This window comes from Streptococcus sp. 27098_8_76, assembly GCF_041432315.1.
In the GTDB taxonomy this organism is placed as follows: Bacteria; Bacillota; Bacilli; order Lactobacillales; family Streptococcaceae; genus Streptococcus.
The window spans coordinates 37761-54461 of sequence record NZ_JAPVZI010000012.1; the positions used below are offsets into that span (position 1 = coordinate 37761).

Consider the following 16701-nt stretch of genomic DNA (forward strand, 5'->3'; position numbering starts at 1 on the left):
AATTTTTATTCCTTTATTTCAGCTCTTGCAATATTCCCAAACGACGTTGAGAGTCTTGTACACAGATTATTTCAAATCCTGCAACTTTTCCCAGACAATCTCATAAACGTCTGTCAGTTCTCCCAATCCCCTACGGAGTGAAAAGGTCTGGGGGACCTTTTCAGCCTGAGTCCTTTTAGTTGAGAGACGAAGGTTTTCCGTTGCAAACAGATTATTTCAAACCTTGCAGCTTCTCCCAAACAACTTCATAAACATCGGTTAATTCACCTAGTCCCCTACGGAAAACATCCTTATCCATGTGGTTGCCATCCGCATCCCACAAGCGGCAGTTATCTGGTGAAAATTCGTCTGCCAAGATAATCTTGCCATCCTTATCAAAACCGAACTCTAGCTTAAAGTCAATCAACTTAAGCCCAATCTCAGCAAACCAGACTTTCAAGAGTTCATTGATTCGACGAGTTTCTTCCTTCAAGTAGGCGATTTGCTGGTCATCCGCAATCTGTAGGAATTTCACATGCTCGTCATTGATAAATGGGTCATCCAAATCATCATTTTTGTAGTAAAATTCAACAATCGGAGTCTCAAATGCGATTCCTTCATCTACACCAAAACGTTTTGAAAAGGAACCAGCCGTGTAGTTGCGTAGCACGACTTCCAAAGGAATGATTTCAACCTTTTTATTGAGTTGTTCTGTATCTGAAAGTTTCTCCACAAAGTGAGTCGCCACACCAGCCGCATTTAATTTCTCAAAAATAAAAGATGAAATCTGATTATTCAACACTCCCTTACCAGCAATCTGCTCCTTCTTAACACCATTGAAAGCAGTCGCCTGGTCCTTGTAAGTTGAAATAATAAGATTTTCATCCTCAGTTGTATAGATATCTTTAGCTTTTCCCGAATAGATCAATTGTTTTGACATTTTAAAGTTCGCCTTTCGTATTACTTGAGCACATTCTACCATAAAAAACCTAAAATTACAAGAATTTAACCGAATAAATAACGTAGCGATCTTAAAAATCATAAAGAAAAAACCGCAAGAAGAATCTTTCTCACAGTTTTAAAATCATTTAATTCTAAAAACGCGAACATTAGTCTTTATTCAAAAATTGATCCAAATAATAACTCAGGTAACTTTTCTTACCTGTAATCATCTGCAGACGACCTTCCACCCCATACCGAAGTTTTTCAGCCTGCTCAGCAGTCAGATTAGTCTCCGCCTCAATCTTAAAGAAATTCCCTTTCTCAGTCTTAGTAGCTGTCGCATCTATGCTGGTAATCGTAGAGTCCAAGAAAATTTGATTCTTGGTATCATGAGTCGTCGTATAACGAACAGAGTCCCCAATCTTGACTCTTGCTACATCCTTTGAACTTAGATAAGCTGTAAGTTTGACTTTCCCTTCTTTTTCCAAGGACGGATAGAGTTGGGCTAGTAAGGCGCCTTCTGCTACCATGGTAGAATCACTGGTCTCAGGATTAAGATGAAGCACCCCATCCTCACCGGCCGTAATTTTCCCCTTGTCTAGAAGACTTCCCTGTACCTTCTTGCCTGACTCCACCTCCAAGATTTTTTGGTCTAAAAGAGTCAATTCCTGACCAACCTTAGCCAAGTGTTGTGATTTAAGAGATTCCAATTGACTGCTTAACCCTGACGCATAGGCTTGCTGGGTACCTGAACCTGCATACTGGACACGGTAAGTAGCAAGACTGGCTTCTAACTGAGAAAGCTGTGCTTCTACCTGAGCAATAGCCTGGGCCTTAGATTGCGAATTTTCCTCGCCCTGAGACTTATAAGACTGGTAGAGAGAGTAGGCTAGATTCTGACTGGCCAAGGAAGCACCTGTTTCAATAGCTGACTTAGCTGTCTGGTAATCGCGAATTTTAGCCTCTGTTTGACTGATGAGGTTCCCGATTTCGGCTTGAGTCTGACTAGCTGCTGCGTTCTGGGACGCGATGGTCTCATTTTGTTGCGATGTACTAACCCTAAGACTGCCTGCTTGACTGATGTAGTCGCGAAAGGTGGCTTGGTAGCCAAACTTATCCTCCTCTGGAAAGTAATCCGTTCCTTCTTGCAGACTCTTTTGCAAATACTCCAATTGCTTTTTTTGATCCTTAAGTATGTCCAACTGACTAGCATAGGCCTCTGCTTGGATACCCTCTGCCCCTTCTTGATATCGAACCAACAGTTCTCCCTTTTTAACCAGCTTATTTTCTTCCAAATGATTGACAAGAATGCGATTATTGCTAGTTGACTGGATATTTGCAAGGATACGACTAGGCTCAACAGTAGCTCTAGTAGACAAACTCATCTCCTTCTCTGCAAATGTTGCAAATCCAAGCAAAAACACAAGCAGAAGGGACATGGGTACAATCACCCGACTGGAAAAATTATGGTAACGACGATTATAAAACTCCGCACTTTCTAAAAATTCTGGTTTCATCCTCTCCTCTTTCTAGCTATTCACCAAATGGGCGTAAAAGCCACCCCGTGCAAGCAAATCAGCATGCTTTCCTTCTTCAACAATCTTGCCCTGATCCAAGACAACAACCTTCTCTGTCCGCTCAGCAATGGTCAAGCGGTGAGCAATGAAAATCAAAGTCTTGTCTAAAGCCATGAGATTATCGACAATTCGCTTCTCAGTCAAGATATCCAGACTGCTGGTCGCCTCGTCCAAAATCAAGACCGGTGCATCTGTCAAGAGGGCACGCGCCAGAGCGATTCTCTGACGTTGACCACCTGAGATCCCTGCCCCATCCGAAGTCAATTCTGTCTGATAATTCAATGGCATGCGCTCAATGTCCTCCCTAATCTCTGCCAATTCGACCGCCCGTAAGATATCTTCCTGTGTCGTCCCCTCCTTGGCTCCTAAAAGAAGATTCTCCAAAATCGTTCCGTTAAAGACATAGGGCTGTTGAGGCAGATAGTTGATATACTGGCGCAGGGCTTTTTTATCAATCTGATTGAGATTGACACCACCCAGACTAATCTCTCCCTGACTTGGGTCGTAAAAATTAACCATCATCTTAGCCAAAGTCGTCTTACCTGACCCTGAAATTCCCACAAAAGCCACCTTAGAGCCTTGAGGAATGATCAAATTGATATCTGACAAGACATCTCGACCATAGCCATACTTGTAGGAAACCTGCTTGAAGTTCATCTCTCCCTTCATCAAGCTCAAATCCTCAACTGTTTTCTTCTCCTCAAACTCAGAAGCTACCAGATAAACTTCATTCAGACGGTTATTGGCAACCTGCGCTGTCTGAAGCTTAGTTTGCAGATTGATGATATTTTCCAAAGGATTGGTAAAGTAAACCAGCAAGGTATTATAGGTAATCAACTGCCCCAAACTCATCTTGCCATCCATGACCAGAACAGCTCCCATCCAGAGAATGCCGACATTGAGCAAGAGATGGGCAACTTTTTTCAGAGCCTTTTGCTGACTCTCTGCCCTACTATAGGTAAAGGATTTTTTCAGATAATCCACAAATTCCTTGTCAATTTTTTGGTAACGCTGACTCTCACTGGTCAAGGACTTAATAGTCTCAATACCGTTGATGTCCTCAATGATAGAAGAAGACAGAACTGCATTGGCTTCCATGGTATCCCGATTCATCTTTTCAAACGGCTTCATAAAAGCAAAGATAATCACTGTGTAGATAGGAAGCGCCAATAAGGTCATGAAAAAGAGATTGGTATTTTGTGAAAATAAAACAAGGGAAATAATGACAACCGTTGACACATCTAGGAAAATCGAAAGAATGGTCGAAGCCAGCGCATCAATGATACTGTTAGCATCCGTGAAACGAGATACGATTTCCCCTGTCCGACGTGTCGCAAAGAAGGACATAGGCAGGTGAAAAACATGCTTGATATAGGACAAAATCACATCAATCGACAAGCGTTGCCCCAAAACAAGTAAGAGATACTCCTGAGCGTAAGACAAGATCTGCTGGAGAATATAGACGATAACTAGCCCAATAGAAATAATCCCAAGCGTCGAACGCATCTGATCTGGCACATAGGTATCAATGATAGACTGCAGATAATAAGAACCCACAATATTAATCACGGTTACCAAGAGTGTCGCCAAAACGATATTAGCAATCAAGCCACGCTGCTTCACTAATATAGGGATAAAAGAGAGAAGGCCATTTTTTTGATCCTTATGAGGCTTATAGTCTGGACTAGGTGCCATAAAAAGCGTCACTCCTGTCCATTCTTCCTCAAAACGCTCACGTGACAGTTTAGTCAACTTCACCCCGGGATCTGGATCGGCAATATGAATGCTATCCTTATCCTGACCAATTACCACATAGTAGTGGAGCAATTTTCCTTCCTTAAGCACATGAGCAACAAAAGGAAAGGTCAAATCTGGCAAGTCAAAAAGCGTCATATCCGCCTTAATGGCTCGCGTCTCAAAACCAATCTCCTCTGCCACCTTGACCAAGCCCAAAGCCGTCGTCCCATCCATGGTCGTCTTAGCCAATTCTCGCAAGTGAGCCAAAGAATAATAGCTACCATAGTAGCCAAAAACCATGGCTAATGAAGCTACACCGCAGTCCATCTGATCCACCTGCGAACGATAATGACGTTTCCCAAATTTCATCTTCATCTCCTTTTTCCTAATACTCAATGAAAATCAAAGAGCAAACTAGGAAACTAGCCGCAGGCTGCTCAAAACACTGTTTTGAGGTTGTAGATAGGACTGACGAAGTCAGTCACATATATACGGCAAGGCGACGTTGACGTGGTTTGAATTTGATTTTCGAAGAGTATAAACTCATCTGATAACAACTATCTTACCCCAATCCCCAAATAAAAACTGGACTTCCTCCCCAAATGCGCCTATCTCCCTCCCAAATGCACTTTTAGGATAAAAAAATAGGCAGAACAAACGTCATGCCTAAAATATATATTTATTTCTTTTTCTTCCTAATTCTTTTGTCAATCATATACAACACGATAATCGAAAACAGCGGTGGAACAATATAACTCTTTTCACTCATTGTCAGCTGAAATCCCAGAGTTGCTAGTATCTTAAAGATGAAAATATTCATCAAAAATAGAAACACAAATACTAAAAAATATCTTAAAACCTTCTTCATTTCTTTTCTTCAACTTTCCTAATTTCTACACCTATTTTATCAAAAATATATGTAAAACTCCAAATAAACACCTCAACTGCACTTTTGGCAAAAAATAGGCAGAACAAGCGTCCTACCTACTAAAAATATGGTATGAAAGGAAATTGATGTTTTACTGTCACCCTAGGCAAGCTTGGGACAAATAAATCATTGATAGCAACATTTACGACATCCTATTTAAAGTTACTTCAATTTCCAATGTCCCCGTTATTTCTAAGCCACCTTTGGTATGATCTATTCCTAGTCAGAATAGATAACATCGTTCTAAATTACGATTCATAGTTACTCCTTTTTTGATTCGTTACTATAAGACACCTATTCACTATAGAGCGTCTACTACCTCAAATTTATCCATTCTTTTTTTCTTTACTTCTGTATAAAAGAATGAAGACCATCATAAATAATGCAATCGTTGGTATATTGAAATTATCAAAGCAAGTAGGTAAAGATACTTTATTCATGTCAGCTACTAATCTGATGATGATATAAGACATTGAACTAAGTAATACCATAATTTCAGGCAAAACTTTCAGTATTGATTTAACAAATTTCATATTAAACTCCAATGTGATGCATTCTTAGATTCTAGCCTAGCTATTTTCAGCGCAGACTAACAAGTCATTCTTAGCTGCTTACTCTACTTGCTTTTTATTGACCTTATATCCTAGATAAAAGAGCCCAAATAAAACGGAGTAAATTTCTGGATAAAATAGGGTATTGATCGGATTTTTCAAAATCAAATACGTTGCGATGTAGATTATGAGAGATATGGTAAAATAACCCTCAGCAAAACCTAATAAGTATTCTTTCATGGTAGACTCCTATTTACTAAAAAACAATCTACCATCCTTTTATCCACCTCGTGATGCCGACTGATAACCATTATACGCACCCCAAGCTAATAGTCCGACAGCCAAAATACCACCACCAACCAAAAGTAACACTCCTCCACCATCAACTTCTTGCAATTCAATATCACTTAACGTAGTATAATTTTGTTCAATAGTTTGTAAATTTGACATATTTATCCTCCATTTTAATAATAAAAATTAGTTTTCTTTTAATACACCAATAATAATCATCAATACACTCATAACAAATGCAGATAACAGTCCTTTAGTAGTACTATTGAAAAAAGGTCTATCAAAAACATAATAATTATATGCAGACAATCCTAAACCAACGGCAGTCACCACAATTGTAATAACGAGTAGTATAATCCAAAATGTTTTCTTGCTCATATTTATCAAATATCAAATACTATGGATGAGTAATATAGTAGAATGTTTTACCAGCAGCTTCACCAGCTTGGTAAATCCCCCAGCTAATCGCAATACCCAAAGAGACTACCTCCCAAGCAATTCCCCCATCTACATTCATCAACTCTTCTTCTGTAAGAGCTACAAAGTTCTGTTCCATTTTGTCAAAATTTGTCATATTTTTCTCCTCAATTTGTATATGTTTTTATATGTTTAATGTTTATCCTCTAAGCCACTTAAATAGCCAGATTGGATAAATAACTGAAATAAGCATTTCTAATCTCCTTCCTTTTCTTTCTTACTTATTTATTCGAAAAAGAATTCGAAAATGTACAACTAAATTAAATTTTATTTGAAAAATAATTTAGTAAACCATGGATAGAAAATTGGTAGATACATGAAGCAAACTCCTTTCTGTTTCCTCTTACTTATCTATTCGAAAAAAATTTTCGAAAATGTACAACTAAATTAAATTTATTTGAAAAATAATTTAGTAAACCACGGATAAAAAATTGGTAGATACATGAACTAGGCTCCTTTCCTTTTCCTCTTACTTATCTATTCGAATTTTTTATTAAAACAAATAATTGTAAATTGTTTCGCCAAACTTCTGGCCTGCCCAATAAATAGGACCTAAAATTAATGTCCCTAAAGCATAAACCCCAACTACTCCAACTATGAAAATTAATACTTTTACAGGAATTGACTACAAACTGTAAAAATTCTCTACCCTAGTAATCCAACTTTCTATTATGCGTTCCATTAGCGCTCTTCCTTCCCTGTTAACGTCCACGACGCTTAGCATGTACTCCTGAAGCACCATCTACCGCACCCAATAAAAATGTTCCTGCAATTACGACTCCTCCAACTACTACCAGACCAAACAACAAGCCTCCTTCTACATCGGCCAATTCCTCATGACTCATTACATGAAAACTATCTTCCATATTTTTAATTTGTTCCATCTTATTCTCCTTTTTTTGATTATTAACGATTGAAGAAGGTAGTTATTTGTGTTTCATTTTTCATATATGCCATTCATTGTTGTAGATAAACTTTACTCTCTAAATCTTATCTTCTAAAAAATGGGATTCCAATAAATACACCGCGTATCAATAGACCTGTAATTAGACCCCGTTGATAACTTTCCTTGCTACCACCCACCAGCAAAGCTAAGTCGCTTTCCTTTAATACTTCAATAGTATACTTATCATTCATTTCATTCATCGCTTATCCTCCTAAAAACCTAAACCTCTACGAAATCCAATGTACCAATCTACAAGGGTTTTCGTCCAATTTTCTCCACCTTGAATATCGATCAATTCTTCCGACGTTAGCTCAACAAATCCATAGTAATGTTCTTTCATTATTTTATTCCTTTCTGTTTCCTCTTACTTATCTATTCGAAAAAAATTTCGAAAATGTACAACTAAATTAAATTTTATTTGAAAATTTATGATTTCTCCAAAGTGTTTTATCTTAGATATAGTAATCCCATGTAACTAGATCTACAGCAGATAAACCTCCGATAATATACCTTTTACGAGGCTCTGTGTCCTGTTCTTGTTTTCATTGATTATCGTTCTTTTTCTGTCATTACTGTAAACTGATGATCACTTCCTAAAATATTATTAGTATAATTCACTTTGGGTTTAAATGTTTCTTTTTTATTAATATAGTATGTCAATGCTACTAACAAAATACAGCTCTCCAACGATACCTTTTCTAAATTAAATAGAGAATAAATTAATAATATGCTGTAAGCTGTTAAAACAAAACCTAATAAAAATTTTTTCATAGCAAGCTCTTATTTTTCCTTCTGTCTGTCTAACCTTGTTATCATCTTGTTAATGAAGAGCAACACAAGAGTAGAAAATAAAGGTGGCATGAGGTAACTATCCACACTGCCCGTCAAAGAAAAACCAAGCATAGCTAATATTCCAAGCAACATCAAATTCATGATAGCCATAGAGACAAACAATAAAACAATTTTTATTACTCTAGTTATTTCATTTTTCATTGCACCACCTCATAAGTATTTAAAAATTATCGCAATCTTGAAAGTCCCCAATCGCCTATTGCTTTAAAGCTTTTTCCTGCAACGTAAACAGAAACAGCTGTACCACCAATGATTCCAAGCGCCTTGGTTACACCCCATGCTAACGCAAGAGCACCTACTACAGAGCCACCTGAAATTTTTTCCAATTCATCTGATTTCATATTTTCAAAGTTATAATTCATTATCTATCCCCTTCATCTATTAATTAGTAGCTAGAGCAGCAAAACCTACTGCTACACCTGCTGATAGAGCATGGCCGACTAATACTTTTGTTCCCCAAATAGTAAACAATACAGGACCAAAGAATCCTCCATCCACATTCATCAACTCTTCTTCTGTAAGAGCTACAAAGTTCTGTTCCATTTTGTTAAAATTTGTCATCTTTTTTCTCCTCAATTTTTATGTTTTGTTATATCTTTAATGTTTAGCCTCTAAGCCACTTAAATAGCCAAGTTGGATAAATAACTGAAATAATCATTTCTAATCTCCTTCCTTTTCCTCTTACTTATCTATTCGAAAAACAATTCGAAAATGTACAACTAAATTAAATTTTATTTAAAAAATAACTTAATAAACCACGGATAAAAACCAGTCACATACATAAATACTCCTCTTTTTCTTCCTTACCTATCTATTCGTAATTCCCACTAAAAGTTCTAAATTTTTTATTTTCCCTGACAATAAAAAAGCAACACGACTTGCATGTTGCTTCTTGCTATTCTTTACTTTTGACGACTTCTACCACATCTCCTACACTTTGCAGTTGGTCAATTTCCTCATCACTGATTTCGATATTAAATTCATCTTCCAGTGTCAAGATAAACTCCATCAAGTCAACTGAGTCCGCATCCAAATCGTCTTTCAGACTCAAGGATTCTGTCACGACAAAGTCCTCTCCCTGTCGCTCTTGGATAATGGTCACAATACGGTCAAAAATTTCTTTTTCTGTCATCTCTTTTATTCTCCTGAAAATTCACGCGCAGTCTGGGCAACTACGTCTGTTTCTAGCATAGTACGGATCTGGCGAATCGTACTATAAACAGCCTTGGCATCGCTTGAGCCATGAGTCTTGACAACCGGTGCCTTGACACCAAACAAGACCGCTCCACCAACATCTGAATAGTTGAGCTGTTTTTTCAAACCTCTGAGGCTATCCTTGAGAAGGAGGGCGCCTAGTTTCGCTCGAAGACCACCACCTGTAATAGCTGTCTTGAGCAAGCCCATGATTCCCATAGCTGTCCCTTCGATGGATTTGAGCACAGCGTTTCCCGTGAAACCATCTGCCACGACAACATCCGCAACGCCATTCATCAAATCACGCGCTTCCACGTTTCCGATAAAGTTTAAACTTTCATCAGTCACTAGTAATTCATAGGTTTCCTTACGAAGCGGGTCGCCCTTACTACTCTCTGTTCCGTTATTGAGCAAGCCAACGCGTGGTTGCGTAATGCCACGAACATTTTTAGCATAGAAAGACCCTAGAACCGCGTATTGATGGAGGTGCTGGGCTGTATTTTCCGCATTAGCACCGAGGTCTAGCATGTCAAAACCTCTCCCATCTACAGTCGGCAATGTTGACATAAGTCCAGGACGATCGATGTTCTTGATACGACCCACGATGAAAAATCCTGCTGCTAGTAAAGCACCTGTATTCCCAGCCGATAGGACAGCATCTGCTTCACCCTCTTTGACAGCCTTGGCCGCCAAGACCATACTGGCATTTTTCTTCTTCCGAATAGCTCTCGTAGGTTCATCGTCTGAATCAATCTTCTCATCCGTATGGATAATGCTGACGCGTTCTGTCGCTGTCAGATATTGCTTGATTTTAGCTTCATCTCCGTAGAGTTGAACCTCGATATCTGAAAAGTCAGCTAGGGCTTGATTGACACCCTCAACGATGGCTTGGGGTGCGTAATCGCCCCCCATGGCATCTACTGCGATTTTTTTCATTTCTTTTCCTCTTTTAATAATTGTCCCCAGTCTGCTAGGGAATCAATAAATTTCTTTGATTTTAGGTGAATCCCAACGTACTCTTCGTAGAGTTGATCCATAAATTGGCGTAAGTCTTGCTTGATTTCGGGCTTGAGCGAAATGGTCTCCAAGGTTTCAAAATCAATGGCTTGAAATTGATTGAGCAGATAAGGGATATTGGGATTGAGATGGCAACGTCTCTCATCTTCATGACAATGCTCTGGACAGAGGCAGGCTCCATATTTGAAAGAAAAGTCAAAAGCCTGACCGATCCGATGGCAAAAGACACACTCATTAAAATTGAGACTGATCCCAAATCGAGTCAAGATTTGAATTTCAAAAATATTGGTCAAAACCTGATAATCCAAGCCAGCTTCCATCAACTCCAAAGTCTTTTGCAAAAAAGCAAACAAGGGAGCATCTTGCTGATTGTCCTGCAAACTAGCATCGGCAAGAGCTGCCACGTAGGTCGCATAAGCCATGACAAAGAGATCGCTATTAATCTTGGGAAAAGTCATCACCTCATGATAGTCTTCAATGTAACTAAGCCCGTCATCATTGATTCGTAAGAGAAATCGAGCCAGCACCAAGGGCTGAATAACAGGTGCCAGCTTAGACTGGCCAGCATGTTTGACAAAAAACATGCGCTTGCCAGCCTGCTCTGTAAAAATCTTGACTAGCTTGTCATCCTCCCGAAAATTGCGATTGTAGAGCACCAATCCTTGACTCGTGATAGACTGAATCATGCTTCTCTCATATACTCCTCAAGTCGTTTCATGGCTTCTTTGATAGTCTCCATGCTGGCTGCATAAGACAGGCGAACATAACCTTCTCCATAACGCCCAAAGGCAGCACCAGGGATAAAGGCAACAGCCTTCTTCTGAGCAAAATCCTTGAGAAAGGCAAATGAGTCTTGGTTGTAACCAGCTGGAATCTTAGCAAAGATATAGAAGGCACCGTCTGGTTTGATAATCTCAAAACCAAGAGCAGTCATTTTCTCTATAATATAGTCCCGACGCTGGATGTATTCCTTTTTCATAGGCTCCGCATCGTTTTTACCAGCTGTCAAGGCTTCCACCGCAGCATGTTGAGCCATAGTATTTGCGGCAGTCACCAAGTACTGGTGACTCTTGATTAACTGGGCTGTGAAGGCCGCAGGAGCGAAAATCAGACCCAAACGCCAACCTGTCATAGCATGCGATTTAGATAGACCATTAATAATGATAGCCTGATCTCTCAACATGGTTCCTAGAGACACATGAGCTTCCCCTGTGTAAGTCAATTCTGAGTAGACCTCATCACAGACAACAAAAATTTCGTACTTACGTAAAACAGCTGCCAAGGCCTCCAACTGCTCCCTACTGTAGGTAATTCCTGTCGGATTTGCTGGATAGTTGAGAATAACCGCCTTGAGCTTGTCACCCTGCTCCAAAATGGCCTTCTCCAACATCTCAGGAGTCAAGACAAAACCATTTTCAGTTGTGTCAATCTCGACAATCTCTGCCCCAACTAGATTGACAATCGGTTCATAACCCGGATAAGCAGGAGCTGGCAAGAGCACCTTGTCTCCCTCTTCCAAAATAGCTGTCAAAGTAGCAGATAAAGCCTCTGTCGCCCCAATTGTAACCAAGATTTCATTTTCAGGAGCATAGTCCAGTTGGTACTTTTCCTTAACAAAGTCACTGGCTGCCTGACGTAGAGTCAGCAGACCACTCATCCCTGTATAGTAGGATTGGTTCTGGTCAATCGCTCGCTTAGCCGCCTCCTTGACATGATCTGGCGTTGTAAAATCAGGTTCCCCCAAGGTCAAACGCAAGACCCCAGGAATCTCAGAAATAGCCTGGTCAAACTGACGAATCAACGAAACTTGAATCTTATCTAACTGTTTATTAAAGCGCTTAGTTAAGTCCATAGATACCTCCTACTGTAAAAACGTATCTCTATTATACTACAAAAGCCCCCCGACCGCAAAAATACATTATAGAATAACTTTCCACTTTCCACTTTCTATTTTACTTTTCCTCTTTACAGGTCTATAATGGTAACAGATTCTATTTGGAGGTTTTTATGTCATTTCTATCAAAAAATGGAGCAGGCATCTTGGCCTGCCTTCTCATTTCCATCCTATCTTGGTACTTAGGAGGATTCTTCCCTGTGATTGGCGCGCCCGTTTTTGCCATTTTCATAGGCATGCTTCTCCATCCCTTTCTCTCACCCTATAAACAACTGGATGCTGGATTGACCTTTAGTTCCAAGAAATTGCTCCAGTATGCCGTTATCTTGCTTGGTTTTGGTCTCAATATCTCGCAAGTCTTCGCAGTTGGGCAATCTTCCCTCCCTGTCATCCTTTCCACCATTTCAATAGCCTTGATTGTTGCCTACCTCTTCCAGCGTTTCTTTGCACTGGACACAAAACTGGCTACCTTGATTGGAGTGGGGTCTTCTATCTGTGGGGGCTCTGCCATTGCGGCGACAGCGCCCGTTATCCATGCCAAGGAAAAGGAAGTAGCCCAAGCCATCTCCGTTATCTTTTTCTTCAATGTCTTGGCTGCGCTCATCTTTCCAACCCTAGGTACCTGGCTTCATCTATCCAATGAAGGCTTCGCCCTCTTTGCAGGAACTGCGGTCAATGATACTTCCTCTGTAACGGCTACCGCCAGCGCCTGGGACAGTCTCTACCAAACTAATACCCTCGAATCCGCAACCATTGTCAAACTCACACGCACCCTAGCTATTATCCCCATCACTCTCTTTCTCTCCTACTGGCAAAGTCGCGAGCAAAAAAATAAGCAAGGATTGCAACTGAAAAAAATCTTCCCACTTTTTATCCTTTACTTCATCCTTGCCTCTCTCCTCACTACACTACTTACCTCTCTAGGTGTGTCCAGTAGTTTCTTTACCCCTCTCAAACAACTCTCCAAATTCCTTATTATCATGGCCATGAGTGCTATCGGTCTCAAAACCAATTTAGTAGCTATGGTCAAATCCAGTGGAAAATCCATTGTTCTCGGAGCCATCTGCTGGATTGCCATCATCCTCACTAGTCTTGGTATGCAGACCCTTATCGGCATTTTCTAATACAAAAGGTAGCCCATCAGCTACCTTTTCTTATGCTTCCTCAATCAAGCGTGTATGTTCTCTCTTAATACAGCGATTCATCACGATGTCATCACATCCACCAGCACGCAAGATTTCTTCCGCTTCTAGACTTTCAAGTCCTAGCTGTGCCCAAAAAATCTTAGCATCAGCCTTGAGAAAATCACGCGCCACATCTGGCAAAAACTCACTGCGACGGTAAACATTAACAATATCTACAGGAAAAGGAATCTCTGCTAGGCTAGCATAGGCCTTTTCACCCAAGATTTCACCACCTGCCGCCTTGGGATTGACTGGGATAATTTTATAACCCCGAGCCTGCATTTCCTTGGTCACTCGATTGCTAGTTGTTTCTTCACGGTCTGACAAGCCCACCACAGCAAGGGTTTTACTCGTTGCGAGATACTGACGAATCACGCCATCACTTGGATTGATAAATTCTTGACTCATAGAAATCCTCCTTTTTCATCAGTATAGCACAATTTGAAAAGGCTTGCATAATTCTACTACAAAAAAGGAGGACTAGCCCCCTTTTTATTTAGCCTCGTACCAGGTTGCCCCTTCATTTTCATCTGCGATGAGGGGAACACTGAGTTGAATGGCTTCTTCCATGGTTTGTTTGACCAATTTTTTCATCTCTGCCAATTCAGATTTAGGCACTTCAAGGACGATTTCATCGTGCACTTGTAACAGCATCTTAGTCTGATAACCACCTGCAACCAAGGCTTTATCCAACTGAATCATAGCAATTTTGAGAATATCTGCCGCCGACCCCTGGATAGGAGAGTTGATAGCTGTCCGCTCTGCAAAACCACGAATATTGAAGTTGCGCGAATTGATATCTGGCAACTCACGGCGACGCTTAAAGAGGGTCTCTACATAGCCCTTATCACGCGCCTCACGCACCACTTCATCCATGTAGTTTTTAATACCTGGGAAGCGTTCAAAGTAGGTATCAATGTAGGCTTTGGCTTCCTTACGGCTAATGCCTAAATTATTAGACAAGCCAAAGTCTGAAATCCCGTAAACCACTCCAAAGTTGACAGCCTTGGCATTGCGACGGTCGTTTGCAGTCACATCCTCAGGACGCTCAATGCCAAAGACCCGCATGGCTGTCGAAGTATGAATGTCAGCACCCTCTTGGAAGGCCTTAATCAAGTGCTCATCCTTAGAAATATGCGCCAAAACGCGCAATTCAATCTGTGAATAGTCCGAGCTGAGAAGGACACTATCCTCCCACTCTGGCACAAAAGCCTTACGAATGAGACGTCCTTGCTCCAATCGCACAGGAATATTTTGCAAGTTTGGATCAACACTAGACAGACGCCCAGTCTGGGTCAAATCCTGAACATAGCGAGTATGAATCTTGCCATCAGCCAAAATCCAGTCCTGCAAGCCAATCACATAAGTGGATTGGATCTTAGCAATCTGACGGTAGTCAAGAATTTTCTTAACAATCGGAGCAATAGGAGCTAAACGCTCCAAAACATCCACTGCTGTCGAATATCCAGTCTTGGTTTTCTTAGTGTATTCTAGAGGAAGTTCCAATTTTTCAAAGAGAAGTACACCCAATTGCTTAGGAGAGTTGATATTAAACTCCTCACCAGCCAGTTCGTAAATCTCCTGAGTCAATTTTTCAATAACAAGCTCATTTTCAGCCTGCATCTCAAGCAAGGTCTCTTTCTTGACCGTAATCCCAGCAATTTCCATCTTGGCAAGGACAAAAGCCAGAGGTTGCTCCATATCATAAAGAAGTTCTAATTGCCCATTTTCGCTGAGTTTTTCAAGTAAAATAGGCTCAGTCTCAACCAAAACGGCAAGTTTACGAGCTAAATGCTCCAAGAATTTCTCACGTTCAGGAATGGCCTTCTTGACACCCTTACCATAGAAAGTCCCATCATCAACCAAATAAGTCTGACCATAAAGACTAGCGATGGTCGCAATTTCATTGTCCTCCACAGTCGAAAGGAGGTATTTAGCCAAACGGCTGTCAAAAGCAGGTGCCTGCAAATCCACATCCAAACGATGCAAGAGAACTTTAGCCTTCTTAAAATCATAAACTCTCAGAGGTGTTTTTTCTAGAAAATCCTTGAAAATCGGGTCTTGCAACAGCTCAATCTTGTCTGTAGCATAGAGCTTATCTCCACAAGACCAAGCAAAACCAACCAAATCATCCGTATGGTAATTCTCACCAAAAAGCTCAAAATGGAAGATAGACTCTTCACTCAGCATATCTTGACTGACTTGGTCAACGATAGTAAAGTCCAAGCTCTCAGCCACATCAGCTGACGATACATTTAAAGCCTGCTTGAGCTGTTTGAAGCCCATCTCATCGTAGAATTTCCCAAGATTTTCCACATCTGGACCACTATAGACCAAATCCTCCAAACCAATCTCAATCGGTGCCTTGAGATCAATGGTCGCCAGTGTTTTTGACAAAAAGGCCTGTTCCTTATCATTGATGAGATTTTCCTTCATCTTAGAAGCCTTCATCTCATCGATATTTTCATAAATTCCCTCAAGTGAACCATGCTCCAGCAAAAGCTTGATACCCGTCTTTTCACCAATTTTGGTCACCCCAGGGATATTATCCGACTTATCACCCATGAGCGCCTTGAGATCGATAAACTGAGTCGGTGTGAGCCCCATCTTTTCCATGAGATAATCTGGCGTAAAAGCCTCAAACTCAGCCACACCTTTCTTGGAAATTTCAACCACCGTATGCTCATCCGTCAGCTGAATCAAGTCCTTGTCCCCACTGACAATGGTAATATCAAAACCATCCTGCTCTGCTAGCTTATCCAGCGTCCCAATGATATCATCCGCCTCATACTGAGCCAACTCATAATGACGAATCCCCATATGATCCAGCAACTCACGAATAAAGGGAAATTGCTCACGAAACTCATCCGGAGTCTTAGCCCGACCACCCTTATAGTCCGCATACATCTCTGTACGGAAGGTCGTCTTTCCCGCATCAAAAGCCACCAAAATATGACTAGGTTCAACCCGCTCCAATAAATGGCTCAACATCAACTGAAAGCCATAAATCGCATTGGTATGCAAGCCAGCCGCATTCTTAAAACGGTCCAACTGCTGATAGAGCGCAAAAAACGCCCGAAAAGCTACAGAAGACCCATCAATCAATAATAATTTTTTCTTATCCATACACCC

The 16701-nt window shown here is 40.6% G+C and carries 24 protein-coding genes; 1 reads left to right on the forward strand and 23 read right to left on the reverse strand.

The genetic code is table 11. The features are described 5' to 3' along the window. Positions 1–66 precede the first annotated feature (66 nt). From O3636_RS08885 to O3636_RS08985, 21 genes are all read right to left on the reverse strand, one after another. Positions 67–210 carry a phosphoribosylaminoimidazolesuccinocarboxamide synthase gene (locus O3636_RS08885; RefSeq protein WP_371642763.1) on the reverse strand — a complete coding sequence of 48 codons (144 nt, stop codon included), beginning with the start codon at positions 208–210 and terminating at the stop codon, positions 67–69. Position 211: 1 nt separating this feature from the next. Continuing rightward, on the reverse strand, positions 212–919 hold the full coding sequence (gene purC, locus O3636_RS08890) for a phosphoribosylaminoimidazolesuccinocarboxamide synthase (protein WP_000043283.1): 708 nt from the start codon (positions 917–919) through the stop codon (positions 212–214). Between the two features lie 169 nt (positions 920–1088). Continuing rightward, entirely contained in the window at positions 1089–2438 is a 1350-nt protein-coding gene (comB, locus tag O3636_RS08895; protein ID WP_261026679.1) for a competence pheromone export protein ComB, read from the reverse strand. A gap of 12 nt (positions 2439–2450) precedes the next feature. Further along, on the reverse strand, positions 2451–4604 hold the full coding sequence (comA, locus tag O3636_RS08900) for a peptide cleavage/export ABC transporter ComA (protein ID WP_371642738.1): 2154 nt from the start codon (positions 4602–4604) through the stop codon (positions 2451–2453). Positions 4605–4914: 310 nt separating this feature from the next. Next, on the reverse strand, positions 4915–5103 hold the full coding sequence (locus tag O3636_RS08905; RefSeq protein WP_000757184.1) for a hypothetical protein: 189 nt from the start codon (positions 5101–5103) through the stop codon (positions 4915–4917). 386 nt (positions 5104–5489) lie between these two features. Beyond that, the gene (locus O3636_RS08910; protein WP_000673797.1) at positions 5490–5696 is read right to left on the reverse strand and encodes a hypothetical protein; all 207 of its coding nucleotides are present in this window, start codon (positions 5694–5696) and stop codon (positions 5490–5492) included. Positions 5697–5774: 78 nt separating this feature from the next. Then, a complete protein-coding gene (locus O3636_RS08915) occupies positions 5775–5954 on the reverse strand; it encodes a hypothetical protein (protein ID WP_000666416.1) in 180 nt (59 codons plus the stop codon). 39 nt (positions 5955–5993) lie between these two features. Further along, the gene (locus O3636_RS08920) at positions 5994–6164 is read right to left on the reverse strand and encodes a H354_08695 family bacteriocin-like peptide (RefSeq protein WP_000067699.1); all 171 of its coding nucleotides are present in this window, start codon (positions 6162–6164) and stop codon (positions 5994–5996) included. Positions 6165–6191: 27 nt separating this feature from the next. Next, complete coding sequence (locus O3636_RS08925) at positions 6192–6383, reverse strand: hypothetical protein (protein ID WP_004236903.1); 192 nt, start codon at positions 6381–6383, stop codon at positions 6192–6194. 19 nt (positions 6384–6402) lie between these two features. Then, the gene (locus O3636_RS08930) at positions 6403–6579 is read right to left on the reverse strand and encodes a class IIb bacteriocin, lactobin A/cerein 7B family (protein ID WP_000180827.1); all 177 of its coding nucleotides are present in this window, start codon (positions 6577–6579) and stop codon (positions 6403–6405) included. A 604-nt stretch (positions 6580–7183) separates the two neighbouring features. Next, positions 7184–7366 carry a class IIb bacteriocin, lactobin A/cerein 7B family gene (locus O3636_RS08935; protein WP_371642741.1) on the reverse strand — a complete coding sequence of 61 codons (183 nt, stop codon included), beginning with the start codon at positions 7364–7366 and terminating at the stop codon, positions 7184–7186. Between the two features lie 106 nt (positions 7367–7472). Continuing rightward, entirely contained in the window at positions 7473–7628 is a 156-nt protein-coding gene (locus O3636_RS08940; RefSeq protein WP_371642743.1) for a hypothetical protein, read from the reverse strand. 11 nt (positions 7629–7639) lie between these two features. Further along, positions 7640–7768, reverse strand: coding sequence for a smi_0059.1 family bacteriocin-like peptide (locus O3636_RS08945; RefSeq protein WP_061439957.1), 129 nt, complete (start codon positions 7766–7768; stop codon positions 7640–7642). Between the two features lie 209 nt (positions 7769–7977). Continuing rightward, entirely contained in the window at positions 7978–8199 is a 222-nt protein-coding gene (locus tag O3636_RS08950) for a hypothetical protein (protein ID WP_077804537.1), read from the reverse strand. A 9-nt stretch (positions 8200–8208) separates the two neighbouring features. Beyond that, on the reverse strand, positions 8209–8421 hold the full coding sequence (locus O3636_RS08955) for a hypothetical protein (RefSeq protein ID WP_000787045.1): 213 nt from the start codon (positions 8419–8421) through the stop codon (positions 8209–8211). Between the two features lie 26 nt (positions 8422–8447). After that, positions 8448–8642 (reverse strand): ComC/BlpC family leader-containing pheromone/bacteriocin, encoded by a 195-nt coding sequence (locus O3636_RS08960; protein WP_371642746.1) that lies wholly within the window; start codon positions 8640–8642, stop codon positions 8448–8450. A gap of 19 nt (positions 8643–8661) precedes the next feature. Then, positions 8662–8841 (reverse strand): class IIb bacteriocin, lactobin A/cerein 7B family, encoded by a 180-nt coding sequence (locus tag O3636_RS08965; protein ID WP_371642748.1) that lies wholly within the window; start codon positions 8839–8841, stop codon positions 8662–8664. Positions 8842–9175: 334 nt separating this feature from the next. Beyond that, positions 9176–9412 carry an acyl carrier protein gene (locus O3636_RS08970; protein WP_000136444.1) on the reverse strand — a complete coding sequence of 79 codons (237 nt, stop codon included), beginning with the start codon at positions 9410–9412 and terminating at the stop codon, positions 9176–9178. A gap of 5 nt (positions 9413–9417) precedes the next feature. Further along, positions 9418–10410 (reverse strand): phosphate acyltransferase PlsX, encoded by a 993-nt coding sequence (plsX, locus tag O3636_RS08975; protein ID WP_261127562.1) that lies wholly within the window; start codon positions 10408–10410, stop codon positions 9418–9420. Then, complete coding sequence (gene recO / locus O3636_RS08980) at positions 10407–11177, reverse strand: DNA repair protein RecO (protein ID WP_261127563.1); 771 nt, start codon at positions 11175–11177, stop codon at positions 10407–10409. Before recO ends, plsX begins: the two co-directional genes overlap by 4 nt. Continuing rightward, a complete protein-coding gene (locus O3636_RS08985; RefSeq protein WP_000366342.1) occupies positions 11174–12343 on the reverse strand; it encodes a pyridoxal phosphate-dependent aminotransferase in 1170 nt (389 codons plus the stop codon). Before O3636_RS08985 ends, recO begins: the two co-directional genes overlap by 4 nt. A gap of 155 nt (positions 12344–12498) precedes the next feature. Here O3636_RS08985 and O3636_RS08990 point away from each other — a divergent pair, with 155 nt between their 5' ends. Further along, complete coding sequence (locus O3636_RS08990; RefSeq protein ID WP_173261778.1) at positions 12499–13509, forward strand: YeiH family protein; 1011 nt, start codon at positions 12499–12501, stop codon at positions 13507–13509. A 30-nt stretch (positions 13510–13539) separates the two neighbouring features. Here the strand turns inward: O3636_RS08990 and O3636_RS08995 are convergent, their stop codons facing one another. Then, positions 13540–13977 carry a CoA-binding protein gene (locus O3636_RS08995; protein WP_000076477.1) on the reverse strand — a complete coding sequence of 146 codons (438 nt, stop codon included), beginning with the start codon at positions 13975–13977 and terminating at the stop codon, positions 13540–13542. A gap of 84 nt (positions 13978–14061) precedes the next feature. After that, positions 14062–16695 carry a DNA polymerase I gene (gene polA / locus O3636_RS09000; protein WP_371642753.1) on the reverse strand — a complete coding sequence of 878 codons (2634 nt, stop codon included), beginning with the start codon at positions 16693–16695 and terminating at the stop codon, positions 14062–14064. Positions 16696–16701: the final 6 nt, after the last annotated feature.

Coding starts and splice junctions, on each gene's coding strand:
- purC (WP_000043283.1), bottom strand. CDS start 919: ATGTCAAAACAATTGATCTATTCGGGAAAAGCTAAAGATATCTATACA.
- comB (WP_261026679.1), bottom strand. CDS start 2,438: ATGAAACCAGAATTTTTAGAAAGTGCGGAGTTTTATAATCGTCGTTAC.
- comA (WP_371642738.1), bottom strand. CDS start 4,604: ATGAAATTTGGGAAACGTCATTATCGTTCGCAGGTGGATCAGATGGAC.
- O3636_RS08905 (WP_000757184.1), bottom strand. CDS start 5,103: ATGAAGAAGGTTTTAAGATATTTTTTAGTATTTGTGTTTCTATTTTTG.
- O3636_RS08910 (WP_000673797.1), bottom strand. CDS start 5,696: ATGAAATTTGTTAAATCAATACTGAAAGTTTTGCCTGAAATTATGGTA.
- O3636_RS08915 (WP_000666416.1), bottom strand. CDS start 5,954: ATGAAAGAATACTTATTAGGTTTTGCTGAGGGTTATTTTACCATATCT.
- O3636_RS08920 (WP_000067699.1), bottom strand. CDS start 6,164: ATGTCAAATTTACAAACTATTGAACAAAATTATACTACGTTAAGTGAT.
- O3636_RS08925 (WP_004236903.1), bottom strand. CDS start 6,383: ATGAGCAAGAAAACATTTTGGATTATACTACTCGTTATTACAATTGTG.
- O3636_RS08930 (WP_000180827.1), bottom strand. CDS start 6,579: ATGACAAATTTTGACAAAATGGAACAGAACTTTGTAGCTCTTACAGAA.
- O3636_RS08935 (WP_371642741.1), bottom strand. CDS start 7,366: ATGGAACAAATTAAAAATATGGAAGATAGTTTTCATGTAATGAGTCAT.
- O3636_RS08940 (WP_371642743.1), bottom strand. CDS start 7,628: ATGAATGAAATGAATGATAAGTATACTATTGAAGTATTAAAGGAAAGC.
- O3636_RS08945 (WP_061439957.1), bottom strand. CDS start 7,768: ATGAAAGAACATTACTATGGATTTGTTGAGCTAACGTCGGAAGAATTG.
- O3636_RS08950 (WP_077804537.1), bottom strand. CDS start 8,199: ATGAAAAAATTTTTATTAGGTTTTGTTTTAACAGCTTACAGCATATTA.
- O3636_RS08955 (WP_000787045.1), bottom strand. CDS start 8,421: ATGAAAAATGAAATAACTAGAGTAATAAAAATTGTTTTATTGTTTGTC.
- O3636_RS08960 (WP_371642746.1), bottom strand. CDS start 8,642: ATGAATTATAACTTTGAAAATATGAAATCAGATGAATTGGAAAAAATT.
- O3636_RS08965 (WP_371642748.1), bottom strand. CDS start 8,841: ATGACAAATTTTAACAAAATGGAACAGAACTTTGTAGCTCTTACAGAA.
- O3636_RS08970 (WP_000136444.1), bottom strand. CDS start 9,412: ATGACAGAAAAAGAAATTTTTGACCGTATTGTGACCATTATCCAAGAG.
- plsX (WP_261127562.1), bottom strand. CDS start 10,410: ATGAAAAAAATCGCAGTAGATGCCATGGGGGGCGATTACGCACCCCAA.
- recO (WP_261127563.1), bottom strand. CDS start 11,177: ATGATTCAGTCTATCACGAGTCAAGGATTGGTGCTCTACAATCGCAAT.
- O3636_RS08985 (WP_000366342.1), bottom strand. CDS start 12,343: ATGGACTTAACTAAGCGCTTTAATAAACAGTTAGATAAGATTCAAGTT.
- O3636_RS08990 (WP_173261778.1), top strand. CDS start 12,499: ATGTCATTTCTATCAAAAAATGGAGCAGGCATCTTGGCCTGCCTTCTC.
- O3636_RS08995 (WP_000076477.1), bottom strand. CDS start 13,977: ATGAGTCAAGAATTTATCAATCCAAGTGATGGCGTGATTCGTCAGTAT.
- polA (WP_371642753.1), bottom strand. CDS start 16,695: ATGGATAAGAAAAAATTATTATTGATTGATGGGTCTTCTGTAGCTTTT.